The sequence below is a fragment of the Rhizobium sp. Root1203 genome, from assembly GCF_001424945.1.
Taxonomy (GTDB): Bacteria; Pseudomonadota; Alphaproteobacteria; order Rhizobiales; family Rhizobiaceae; genus Rhizobium.
Genome location: NZ_LMCW01000011.1, coordinates 1 through 12,401 on the forward strand (window position 1 = coordinate 1; position 12,401 = coordinate 12,401).

The window sequence follows — 12,401 nt, forward strand, 5'->3', positions numbered from 1 at the left end:
AGGATATCGAGCCTGGCCTTGAGGGATGCGTCCTTGCCAATCAAAGCCATGATGGCGTCGTCCACGGCCGTGATCTGGCGTTCGATCTGCCTAAGCCTGTCGGCGTTCTGTTTCTTCAGCAGCGGGTTGGAAAGGTTTTTGCCTCTGTTCTTTGCGGCGGTCCTGTCTTTGGCGAGGGCCAGCCGCGCCACATGCAACTCTTTCAAGTCATTGAGGAGTTGCGTGTTGGCTTCAAGGATGCGGGGCTGAAGAAGCGCGCCGTAACGGGCCAGCAGTCCGGCATCGATTTTGTCTGTCTTGGCAAGCCGGCCAGTGGCCTCCGCGAAACGCCGGGCAAGACGAGGATTGACCTTGGAAAGGGCCAAGCCGTTTGCTGCCATGAACCGCTCGAAGGCCTTATGGTAGGGACCGGTTRGTTCATACACGATGCGCTCCACACTCTTTGCGCCGATCCATTGGAGAATGGCCGCAAATCCCTTGCGATCGTTGGTGGCCCTCAACGTTTGCCCATCTGGTAGGCTGTGCAGATCGATATGCTCTTTCGAGATGTCCGCGCCGATGGTAATGTCCGTCATCTTTTCCGTCTCCTATGCTTGTCATCCGAGCCCAAGGCTCGGGTATCCGTTCAGGACGATTGGAAAAGATGGGGGCGATCATACTCTAGCTCGGCCCGGCACTCATCAGAATGACGACCGGCGCGTCACCGATCCGCTCGGGTATCCGTTCAGGACGATTGGAAAAGATGGGGGCGATCATACTCTAGCTCGGCCCGGCACTCATCAGAATGACGACCGGCGCGTCACCGATCCRTCCCCCATCGCCGGAGAAGGATGGCCGTCCTCTCCGGCGCTTCTTTATCTCACGAAGAAGCGCAGATAGTCATAAGACAAGCGCGTCGGAGCAGTGGTCGTCCGACGCTTGCGAATGCGGCGCGTCGCGCTGGCGTCGGCACCATCACTGTGTCGCGGGCGCTGCGCCATCCCGAACGAGTATCCGTGGCGCTTCGGCAACGGATCACCACGGCCATTAACGACCTGGGGTATGTGCTCAATGGACGCCACGCTACGAGATCGGCCGGCAAGCAATTGCGATGGTTCAGGCAGCCATGGCTGACGAAAGGCCCACAAAAGCCGTCGGCGACTTGGGCTTCGAGCTCAAAATCCGCGAAAGTACACCTGGTCGCAACACGTCATAAAGCTAATTTAGGCGCACGAAATACGGTGCTTTACAATCTGTATTGGTAGCGCTACGATTCCCTTCATGACGCTGAGGGAGGAGCCCATCTGACGTCATCGGACGTGCGTATCGACATGCTTGCCGGCCACGGCAACCGAATGCAGTCATTGTCTGCAGATACGGTCGTTGACGCCACAAACCCGCTGTTGATGCCGGTCTAGGAATGACAACAAGTGGGAGTAATTCGATGTTGAAGACATTCGTCGGCGGCGCTCTCGCGTCCGCCGCACTCGCGCTTACCTGCACGACAGTAAACGCCGCCCCAGCTGTCGTTAGCGGGCCCGCCGCCCAGCCAGAGTGTTTCGCACCCTGGTCCGCCGAAACCAAATTCTTCCAGTTTCCGAAAAAAGACGGGCCGTTCCGGATAGCTCTTGCAAATGGCTATATCGCCAACACCTGGCGAATCCAGATGATCCAGACGGCCAAAGCCTATGCTGCACAGCCGGATGTGGCCGCCAAGCTCAAGGAATTCAAGGTCGTATCGACCGGAGAGGACGTGCCGGCACAGATTTCCGCGATAAACAATTTCATTGATTCCGGCTATGACGCGATCGTCGTCAATGCGCAGAACCCGACCGCATTTGGACCTGTTATCAAGCGAGCCAAGGAAGCCGGCGTCATCCTCGTCGCCTTTGACAATACCCTCGACACGCAGGATGCGATCAATGTCAACGTCGATCAGAAGGGCCTTGGCGTCCTGTGGGCGAAATGGCTGGCGGGCCACCTGCCCGAAGGCGGAAAGATACTTGAGGTGCGCGGCGTGGCCGGCACCTCGGTCGATACAGATCGTCACAACGGAATTCACGAAACACTCGATGCCACGGGAAAGAAGTGGGAGGTCGTCGAGGTTCTCGGTAAATGGGATGATCCGACGGCACAGAAGGCGACTGCGGACGCCATTGCCGTTCATAAGAAATTTGACGGAATTACCGCCCAGGGCGGCGACACGGGTGTCGTACAGGCGATGATCGATGCCGGCCATCCTTTCGTGCCTTTCGGCGGCGAGACCGAGAACGGCTTCCGAAAGTTCTGCTCCATGCATGCGGCCGACGGTCTTAAGTGCTCATCGGCGGGCACAGGCCCTGCTCAAGTGGCAGTCGCAATCAAGACGGCCATCGCAGCCCTCGAAGGAGAGGTCGTTCCGCAATCGGTCAAGCTGCCACTCGCGATTGTCGAGGACCCGAACTTCAAGGCGGGACAGGACTTCTATCCCGACCAGTCGGACAACTTCTTTGTCGGAAACTCCTTCCCCACCTGTGGCATCAATTTTACGGCTCAGGAAATCATGGGGCAGACCAAAGAGAACAAGTAAACCGGCCGAACGTGGATGACTTGATAGCATGCCGTGAGTTTTGCCTCGCGGCATTACGAAAAACCGACCGAGGTTTTGATGGTCACTTTACAGGTCCCGGGGGCACCGGCGCTTTTCCAGATGAACGGCGTGTCAAAACGTTATGGCGGCGTTAACGCGCTCGAAAACGCCGAACTTTCCGTGCAAGGGGGGCGAATTCATGCGATTCTGGGCGAGAATGGCGCCGGCAAATCAACGCTGATCAAGATCATGGCCGGCGTGATTGCGCCTGATGAGGGCCGCATGTTGCTCGATGGGCGGCCAATCAGCTTCCGCTCGCCGGCAGAAGCCTCGGCCGCGGGCATAACCTGCGTATTCCAAGAATTGTCTCTGATACCGGATCTGAGCGTCGCCGATAACATCTGCATTTCCAATCCGCCGCTCAGCTTTGGCTTGATCGATCGCCACGCCCAACGCAGGATCGCGGAAGAGGCTCTCGCCCGCGCCGGCGCCGAAGACGTTCACCCCCGCGCGCTCATCAAAGACCTGCCGCTCTCGCGCCGGCAATTGGTCGAGATTGCCAAGGCGCTTGCCTGGAAACCGCGCATTTTGATCCTCGATGAGGGGACCTCCGCTCTCAGCGCCACCGACGTCGCCAAGGTCTTCTTGGTCTTGAGAAGGCTGCGGTCCGAGGGTCTGGCATTGCTCTACATTTCTCACCGCATGCATGAAATCGCCGAACTCGCGGATCAGTGCACCGTCTTCCGCAACGGTCGTAATGTGCAAAGCTTCGCTTCCGGAACGCATAGCGACGGCGAGATCGTCGAGATGATGATCGGCCGCGAATACAGCAATGTCTTTCCGCCGAAGCCGGAAAGAACCGTCGATGCGACGCCGCCTGCGCTTGAATGTCGCAATCTTAGCTGGACCGATAGCCTACGCAATATCTCGTTCACCGTCGGCAAGGGCGAGGTGGTGGGCCTTGGGGGCCTTGATGGACAAGGGCAGCGCGAACTGCTGCTTGCTTTGTTCGGAGTATTGCGCGGCACGACCGGCTCGGTGCTTGTCGACGGAAAGCCGATCACCTTGGATAGCCCGGTTGCTGCGAGCGCGGCACAGGTGGGAATGGCGCTCATTCCGGAGGACCGTAAAACCGAGGGCCTAATGCTGCCGATGACGGTTCGCGAGAATCTCTCGTTTGCCGTTCTGGACAGGATATCGAAAGGCGGGGTCATCAATCGGGAAAAGGAAGGGCTCCTGATTGATGAGATGGTAAGACTGCTCGCCATCAAAACCGACGGTCTCGATGGTCCCGTCGGAGCGCTGTCGGGTGGAAACCAGCAGAAGGTGGTTATCGCCAAGTGGCTGATGCGCAGACCCCGTATCATTCTTCTCAACGATCCAACGCGTGGCATCGATGTGGGCACGAAACATGAACTCTACCAGCTGTTGCGCGGGATCGCCGATGCGGGCGCGGCCATCCTTTTTTATTCGACGGATTATGACGAGTTGATCGGCTGTTGCGATCGGGTACTGGTTCTCTACGACGGCCGCATCCTGCGGGAACTGGTAGGGGATGGCATCACCCAGCATGATTTGATCGCCAGCGCGCTCAATGTCGATGGCAAGACAAAGGAGACGGCGGCATGAGAGAATGGCGCTACTGGCTGAGCGAGCGGCGCGGCGTATTGATGGCCATCGGGATTTTTCTCGTCATGTTTGTCATCTACGTCTCCAACCATCCCGCCGGACTGACAGCGAATGTCGTCCAGACGGCAGCCAACAAGGGCGTCCTGCTCGCTTTCGTCGCCATGGCGCAGACGCTGGTGGTCATCACCGCAGGAATCGACCTTTCCGTCGGGATGATCTTCATCCTCACCAACGCACTGGCCTCATGGCTCGTTCTCGGCACGCCGCTGGAGACCGCTATCGGCGTCGTCGCCGTTCTTGCAACCGGCCTTGCCTGTGGTGCCTTGAACGGCCTGATCGTCATCTATGGTCGCCTGCAGCCTATTGTGGCCACAATCGCAACCGGCGCCATTTTTTTCGGCATTGCGCTTCTGCTCAGGCCTTTTCCCGGCGGCTCGGTGAATGAAGAGCTAGCCGACATGATGACGGGACGGCTATTTAGCGTGGTGCCATCAAGTCTCGTTGCATTGATCGTTGTGGTTATCGTCGTTTGGCTGCCCTTCAGCAGGTCCATTATCGGGCGGGCGGCTTATGCGTCCGGATCTTCGGAGGTCGCCGCCTTTATGTCCGGTGTACCAATTCGCCGTGCAAAATTCACTGCCTATATGCTCTCAGGCCTTCTCGCATCGATCGGGGGACTTTTTCTGACCTTCTTTACCTACACCGGGGAGGCAGCGCTTGCGAGCGGCAACGCATATACGCTTTTCTCGATCGCAGCAGTGGTTTTAGGCGGCGTTTCGTTGTTTGGCGGAAAAGGGAGCGCCATTGGTGCGATATTTGGTGCGCTTGCCTTTCGCACAATCGGCGACCTGCTTTTTGTCTTCGATTTCGATCCACTCTGGCAACCGCTATTCCAGGGTGTGGTCTTGCTGATTGCCGTAAGTCTCGGCGCATTCGGTCTATTTCGCGTCCGCAACCGCCTGGAGTGGTTTGGATGAGCGATGCAACGCGAGCACAAACAATGATCCCTCGGAAATTTGTGCGGCGGCTCGATCCGGCAATATCGACTGCCTTCATCTGCATCATTGTACTGCTTGCGATTGGCAGTTTCTATTCGACCAGCTTCCTCTCTCCGGAGTATCTGCTTCAGCAATTGAAGGTGGCATCCTTTCTTGGCGTAATCGCCACGGGAATGATGATCGTTATCCTGCTCGGCCAGATCGACCTCTCCGTCCCCTGGTCGGTGGCCGTGGGAGGTATGATGGCCTGCGCGGCAGCAGCTTACGGTCCTGCCGGTGAAATTCTCGCCATTCCCTTTGGCATTATCTGCGGGATGGCAATTGGGCTCGCCAACGGTATTGGGGTGGCCTATCTGCGCATCCCCTCGATGATCATCACCTTGGCAACTAACGCCGTCGCACAAGGCTTGATGGTGGTCTACACGGGTGGTTTTTCGCCGCAGGATTCGGCCACGTCTGCCATGCGCTACCTGGCCACCGGCTTCCTGCTGCCGGGAATACCGAACGCAGTACTGATTTGGCTGATCGTTGGTGCAGCAACGGTCTTCGTGCTGACCCGCACTGCCTTCGGCCGCTGCGTTTATGGAATCGGCAACCGCGAGCGTGCGGCTTATCTTTCGGGCGTCAACACTCGCCAGGTCGTCCTTATCGCCTTCATCGCTTCAGGCGCGCTCAGCGCATTCGGCGGAAGTTTGCTTGCGGGCTACGCTTCGAAGGCCGCGCAGTCGATGGGAGACACTTATCTGCTTCCCTCGATCGCCGCTGTCGTGCTGGGAGGCACCTCGATCCTCGGCGGCAGGGGCTCTTATCTCGGAACAGTGGCGGGCGTAATCCTTATTACTTTACTGCAATCGATCCTGTCCGTCATGCAGATGCCGGAGGCCGGACGGCAGATCATTTATGGTCTGGTTATCATCGCCATGCTGTTGCTCTACGGTCGAGGCCCGGCGAGTCGGTAACAAGGGACAATCTGGGGGAGGTCTGGCCGAGCAGCGCTTTTGTAAGAACGCTTTGAAGATCGGATTATTCGTAAGCGCCGTCTGCCTCGCACCTTGACCAGGACGCGTTGTCCGTTTCGGAGACTACCACTGCGACTCAACTGTTGGACGCACTGCATTCTCGTTCGCATCCGTCTTCCTAACGTTCAGATCCGTTCTCACATGAATGCTGTTGTTGTGATGTTCGATCGACGTATGCGAGCGGCCGACAGCTCCTACTGAAGCAAACTGCGCCCCCGACATCAAATTGGCAGTTCTAGGGCCTGGCCCCCGACATCGTCTCGTTGACCGCCTCGGTCCTGCGGTGGCTGCCAAACTACATCTGCGAGGCAGAAAATTGTAACTCCTGTCATCGTCGGGTGCGGATACTAACGGCAGTCGCCATTGCTGGCGCAACGATTACCGCACCCACTGCCATGGCGCTGCCTTCTCCGGCAGCGATCGTGCGGCAAGTAGAGCTGGTTATGCTGGCTCCTCGCCGCTTTCGTTTCGAATTGCTGCGGCGCATCGCGTTTTTCGCCTTGAACATTAGCAACTGCTTTCGTAATTTTAGTCCGTCAACGGCCAAGTACGGAGGTAGAATATGGCTCCTTCATTTTTTGACCGCGCCGCATATGTGCGGGGTAGGAATTTCGTCGAAGAAATCGCCTGCCTTGAAGACGTTTTTGATTTTCTGGACGAATGGCCGGAAGAGCGTCGGGATCTGGCATACCACACACTTTTCGGCGCATGCCGTAAAGCGGCCAACGGCTCATTCCCACTCGAGGCAGTTCGCGAGAACTTTGAACGGTTCACAAAAAAAGCCGGCTTGCTCGTCGAGATCGAGAAAGTTCCAAGCGTCTTNAGCGGCCAACGGCTCATTCCCACTCGAGGCAGTTCGCGAGAACTTTGAACGGTTCACAAAAAAAGCCGGCTTGCTCGTCGAGATCGAGAAAGTTCCAAGCGTCTTTGCGCTTGATCGCAATCGAAACGTCGGAAACGCCTAATGCGGTGTGATGGGCGGCCCCGTCATGGTGCCGCCCTATAATTTCTTACGCAGCGATGCGGCGTGCTGCCTTATCGGCAGCCTTTCGATCGGCACCGTGCTCGGCAATGATCTTCGCCGCTTCTTCGATGTCGATNGCGCTTGATCGCAATCGAAACGTCGGAAACGCCTAATGCGGGCGTGATGGGCGGCTCCGTCACGGTGCCGCCCTATAATTTCTTACGCAGCGATGCGGCGTGCTGCCTTATCGGCAGCCTTTCGATCGGCACCGTGCTCGGCAATGATCTTCGCCGCTTCTTCGATGTCGATACGATGCTTCTTTGCGAGCGTCTTGGCGTCGTACGGCTGTGCAAACGCAGAAGCGTCTTGTCGTTCGGCCTCGTAAGGGCCCTCGTCAGCTAGGGCGACAAGCCTGGCGGATTGAGGCGTTGCGTCATCGGGGTCCTCGCCCGCAAGGCCAACGCTTGCCGTCACAACTCACAGACAGCGGGAAAAAGCCGGGGGTTAAGCTGCCAGTACCAATATCACGCGCAAACAAGTGAGGTAGGCGAGCCATGTTAACCATCGTAGCTGTTTGTTTTCAAAGAGATGAGATGCTAGCATCGGAATTTCAAATTCATGCTGAAGCACTGGCGTGCCACCGATGTAACTGGTCTTGCGCGGCCGCGTCGAAGCGATACACCGCTCTCTTATACCGATACGTGAGCAAGTAAGTCGGTGCCGCCACGTCTCGACACCCAAGGCATCACAGAGTTGCCAGCATCCTGTTCGTCATCGTGGCTCCGTAATTTTCGCGGATCGCCACCTTTCTTTCAAGGTCGGCGATGATCTCCGCCGAGAAGTCGACGCCATAGAGGTCAAACATGTTCGGCAGACCACCAGGCGTAAAGACGTTGATCTCAAGGATCTTGTCTCCCACGATATCCAACCCGACAAGGAACATCCCGTCGGCAACCAATTTGGGTCGGACCGTGTCTGCGACGCGCAGAATTTCCGGCGTGATCTCAACAGCTTCGGCGGTCCCTGCCGCATTCATGTTGGAGCGCACTTCGCCCTTTGCCGGCACTCGACGGAATGCTGCGTAACTGCCGTCTCGCTGAAGGGGTTTCCCGTTCATCAAGAACAACCGGATGTCGCCCTGCGTCGCATCGGGGAGATAACTCTGCGCAATCAGGTAGCCCTCTCCACTGACCGCTTCGAAAATCTGGTTGAGATTTGATTCCTTATTGGACGCAACTTTGAACACATGTCGGCCGCCCGATCCCTGCAATGGTTTGAGTATGACCCCCTGCTTATGCTCCGCCACAAATGCCCTGATCTCGTCTATGCTCCTGGAGATCAGAGTGGTAGGACGAATAGACTCGGGAAAGTCCTGAAAATAGAGCTTGTTCTGAGCCTGCGACAAGCCTTCGGGATCGTTAAGGGTGATGATACCACGCTCAGCGGCCAATCGCCCAAACATCGCGCCAACATGAGCTGCCCATGGTCGTTCATCAGCGTCCTCGGAAGGGTCGTTACGAAGAAACAGAACATCGAAATCGGCGATGTCGATCGTTTCCGGTTTCAACGCCGCCTCAGCCAGGCCGGCGATAAAACCGTCTGCCTTCTTCTGTTTTGCAGACGGCGGCTTGGTGCCTCGAACGAACAGGCGATCATCCGCGCGAAGGACAAAGTCGCCTGGTGTCAGGTAGCAGACCTTGTGACCGGCTGAAATCGCCGCCATCGCAAGCGCAGTGGTTGTGTAATACGAGGCTTCACCTGCAATGGAATTTACAAGAAATGCAATCCGCATCTACGGCTCCCTTGGTTGTATCATGTCGATCGGCCGCATGCCTTTGCGCGCACGTTCCAACCCGCCCTGTCCATCAGTCGTATCCAGAAAAATAGGCCGAACTGCTGGATGGATGAGCAATCCTCGTGATGCCAGCTCCTGCATCACCGAGAAATGAAGCGAAGCGATCTTTCCCATCCAGAAAGGATCGAGTGCACCGCCTCCTGCGAGGTGGTCCAGCAGTTCGAGCAGCCCACGCAGGTATATCGCGTCTTTGGCAAGCCCGCCGCCTCTGTAAAGACGAAGGGTGATGTTGAATGCCGCCTCCGTCGGGAAGCCGTGATTGTTCTGGAGCAATGCGAAGGTCTCGGCAAAACTCGCACCATCTAACATGCTGGCACACCCAACCACGCGACCAGCGATAAGTTTCAGCCGTGCCGGAGTCATTCCACCTGATAGGTACTCTGCAAAAACTGCCAATCCTTCCTGCATGCCCTCGTATCCGGACAGGCCCGACCGAAAGAGCCGAAGGCCCTGTGCCGAGCCGTTGAAATAGGTCAGCAAATGCACACCAATTTCATGTGCCAGAAGGGGCGCGACACGAGACTGGTCCATGGATGTGCTCGTGGAGACAAGCAGTCGAGGACCGGTCACCATCAGCCCCGAAGGAAGATCGTCACGCAGTTCTACACTGGCCTCGAAGGCCTCATAGTGTTGTCGATAGACGTCGATCATCGCAGCCGCGCTGCGGGCTACCGAAAGGCTATCGGCTTGTGGTAGCTCACGCGTCGCAGCACGATCGTCTTCCGAGCGCACTTTGCAAAGAGCGAGAAGGATCGTTTCGGCTTCTGAAAGCAGAGATGCGTTCACTGGCCCATACAGTGCTCGCCCGAGATCGATGAATCGCGAGGTCTGTCGGGCCCCAATAATGGAAAGCTGCAGATCCAGTTCGCGTTGCTTCTCACGGTAAAGATCGTACAGAACTGGGTCTTCCATATGGTCGAAAGAAATCGAAAACAGCTTCTGCTTTGCAGTTTCCACCTGTACCGTCAGAGGTCGATAGAGAAATGCAGGTTCCTGCAGGCAGTTGCTGCTTCGAAACGTCTCGAAGGCCGCCTCCGCGTTGATCGGCGTGACCGCCAACAGGAAGTCGAAGGATGCCGCGACCTCGTCGATCGCGCGGTCGACACGCGAGACGGCATCCACGAAAGCCTTGCGGCCGAGCGACCGATGCGTCGGCACGGCGAAGACCTGAACGCGTTCGGTGAACGAGGCGCAAGCACGCAGGCCCGCGTCAAACATCGTGGCGATCAGGTGGTCGCGAAGCTCCGGATATATGCCGCCGTCAGGCTGACGGTATATCGGTGCGAAACGTACTGCGATGGCTGAACAACCAATTTCCTGGGCGATTGTGTCGAGATTGCTGGATATCGGCGATGCCTGCATTTCCACCCGCGGCCGTCGAAATCGGGCTTCACCTTGACCAATGACCTCTGAGAGGATTTTGGCAGCATCTCTTGCGGCAGCGTCGCGCGTCGCCCAGACGCAAACCTCGAAGGCTTTGAGGAAAGGCGCATCGTCGGCAAGCGGTCTGTCGTCTTCCAATTCTCCGACGTCCAATATGAAGAAAGCTCCGAACTTTTCCTGAAGGATCGGAGCGATAACGGTGATAATGGTCCGCGCGGATTTGGCATCCTCTGCGATCAGATAGGACGCGTTCGCCTGTGCAATCGCCTGTGCAATCGGTTCGCCATCAGTGCTCGCAATGTGGAGGCAAATAAATGGGAGCGGGCGATCGATGTGGAGGCGGCCGCCTCCGGCAAACTCCTGCCGCACCGGTTTTCCCGCACGGATGGCCTCGACAGCGCTGTCGAGCCAATCACGTTCAACCTCTGTCGCCGCTGCGAGCCTGTTTATCATTGGCCACGCCCCAAGAGGCGCTCCAGAACGGGCTCTGCCGATGCGACCATCGAGCGGATCTGGTTCAGAACGTCGATCTCTGGCACTCCGGTCCACTCATCCATGAATATCTTCTTGAATTCCACGGCGATGGCGCATCCCGTCTCAGGAAAGAATTCATGGATGAAGCGGGTCTGCTCGCCTTTCCCTTGGAACGCGATATTTTCGCGAACATCGACTGTCCGACCACCAATCTCGTATCCGGAAAAGTGCTCCATCAATCCATCAATGACGTGGGCCCACCGTGAGCGATCCATGGACGACGTGCCGATGTTGATATCTGGAGCTTCACTCGGGTCGGTGGGGGGGTCATCGGGGCCGCCGCGCCTGTGATTATAGCTGTGGGCGTCCAGCACGACAAACCGGCTATGCCTGCGCTCAATACCCTGGAGAAGCGCCCCGAGGGCTTCGTAGTAATCGTCGTGAATCGCAAGCGATGTTTCCTCGCACTCAGGCGGAAGCGGCGTCGACCAAACCTTGAGACCCCAAGCTTGCTCGGGCCGGACATAAACGGCGCCATCACGCGACCGGTTCAAATCAATCTCAAATCGCGACCGATGAAATATGACCTGATTTGTAATGTCGCTGATGATGAAGCCAGTGTAGGGATCTTCTTCACGAAGTCTGCCTTCTGGTGACAGCGCATAGTGCTCTACAAGGTCGGGGCGGACTATATGTCCGTCGTGGATGGCGGTCGCCACAATGGGCGAGCAACCGCGTTTGATTGACCATAGGGCGCTACTATCCCCGGCAATCGGTGAGCGAAGTTCCTGAAGGTCGGGCTCAGTCCGGTATGTTGGAATGATTGCGCTCCTCGAACAGATTTTCTCCTGAACACTGAACTAGAAGGCCGGAACTTGTGTTCAAGGTTGAACTAGGCATTCTCTCGGAAACGGAAAAGATCGTTTGGCGGCTTCTTCAGAGCCATAGCGCGTAGCGATGCGCGTTGGCGGTGGGCAAACGCTTTGGTCGCGGCTCTGGCCGATACGAGTTCAGGAAGCTCGATTGGCGGTGGAAGCTACGACCTTGGTCCATTCTTTTATTCCTGGTTGCTGATCATTGTCGCAGGACTGTGGTCCCTATGCGCTCCCGGGCAGCAGTCTTCAGCAAGATCCTGCGTCCTCAACGCGCGGCTACTGTCTGATAGCAATCGGATTTGCCACTTTGACCGCAGCATTTGTGACGCCGGAAGTGCTTGTCCGTCAGAGGGTCGAAGCCGACAAACTCAGACAGAGAGGGCGTCATCTTTCTCCGGAATGCCAGGCGACGCACTAGCAGCCAGCGGCTTGGCAAGTGCGTGGCCATTTGAACGACATTAGATTCCCTCAACGTCGAATTCTATGTGGATTTGACTTTTTGGCGCTAAACCCTGACTGCAAATTCGCCGCCGATCGCCGGATCCGACGGGATGCTCCCTTTACACAATGCGTCCGCGGTTGATGGCTGTCGGAAAGGGGAGCTCGGGGCGGTTGCCTTCCAAAACCCCGAGCTTCCCTTCTGGCAATTGGTTCAT

10 protein-coding genes are annotated in these 12,401 nt (G+C 57.1%); 6 read left to right on the forward strand and 4 right to left on the reverse strand.

Annotated elements, in window-relative coordinates:
- On the reverse strand, window positions 1–575 hold a 575-nt coding region (locus ASC97_RS09960; protein ID WP_156390343.1), incomplete at its 3' end, for an IS110 family transposase.
- A 255-nt stretch (window positions 576–830) separates the two neighbouring features.
- Between ASC97_RS09960 and ASC97_RS35220 the strand changes: the two genes are divergently transcribed.
- The 6 genes from ASC97_RS35220 to ASC97_RS09985 all read left to right on the forward strand — a co-directional run.
- On the forward strand, window positions 831–1,244 hold the full coding sequence (locus tag ASC97_RS35220; protein ID WP_082529949.1) for a LacI family DNA-binding transcriptional regulator: 414 nt from the start codon (window positions 831–833) through the stop codon (window positions 1,242–1,244).
- A 179-nt stretch (window positions 1,245–1,423) separates the two neighbouring features.
- Window positions 1,424–2,548, forward strand: coding sequence for a sugar ABC transporter substrate-binding protein (locus tag ASC97_RS09965; RefSeq protein ID WP_057468200.1), 1,125 nt, complete (start codon window positions 1,424–1,426; stop codon window positions 2,546–2,548).
- A 78-nt stretch (window positions 2,549–2,626) separates the two neighbouring features.
- On the forward strand, window positions 2,627–4,177 hold the full coding sequence (locus tag ASC97_RS09970; RefSeq protein ID WP_057468201.1) for a sugar ABC transporter ATP-binding protein: 1,551 nt from the start codon (window positions 2,627–2,629) through the stop codon (window positions 4,175–4,177).
- The gene (locus tag ASC97_RS09975) at window positions 4,174–5,154 is read left to right on the forward strand and encodes an ABC transporter permease (RefSeq protein ID WP_057468202.1); all 981 of its coding nucleotides are present in this window, start codon (window positions 4,174–4,176) and stop codon (window positions 5,152–5,154) included. The genes ASC97_RS09970 and ASC97_RS09975 overlap by 4 nt, the downstream gene beginning before the upstream one ends.
- A complete protein-coding gene (locus ASC97_RS09980) occupies window positions 5,151–6,134 on the forward strand; it encodes an ABC transporter permease (RefSeq protein WP_057468203.1) in 984 nt (327 codons plus the stop codon). Before ASC97_RS09975 ends, ASC97_RS09980 begins: the two co-directional genes overlap by 4 nt.
- A gap of 622 nt (window positions 6,135–6,756) precedes the next feature.
- Window positions 6,757–7,016, forward strand: a 260-nt coding sequence (locus ASC97_RS09985; protein ID WP_156390349.1) for a DUF982 domain-containing protein, incomplete at its 3' end; no start/stop codon positions are given.
- Window positions 7,017–7,903: 887 nt separating this feature from the next.
- Here ASC97_RS09985 and ASC97_RS09995 read toward each other — a convergent pair.
- From ASC97_RS09995 to ASC97_RS10005, 3 genes are read right to left on the reverse strand one after another with little or no spacing between them, the layout of a single operon-like run.
- Entirely contained in the window at window positions 7,904–8,950 is a 1,047-nt protein-coding gene (locus tag ASC97_RS09995) for a glutathione synthase (RefSeq protein ID WP_057468206.1), read from the reverse strand.
- The gene (locus ASC97_RS10000) at window positions 8,951–10,849 is read right to left on the reverse strand and encodes a flavohemoglobin expression-modulating QEGLA motif protein (protein WP_057468207.1); all 1,899 of its coding nucleotides are present in this window, start codon (window positions 10,847–10,849) and stop codon (window positions 8,951–8,953) included.
- On the reverse strand, window positions 10,846–11,589 hold the full coding sequence (locus ASC97_RS10005) for an N-formylglutamate amidohydrolase (RefSeq protein ID WP_443216738.1): 744 nt from the start codon (window positions 11,587–11,589) through the stop codon (window positions 10,846–10,848). The genes ASC97_RS10000 and ASC97_RS10005 overlap by 4 nt, the downstream gene beginning before the upstream one ends.
- Window positions 11,590–12,401: the final 812 nt, after the last annotated feature.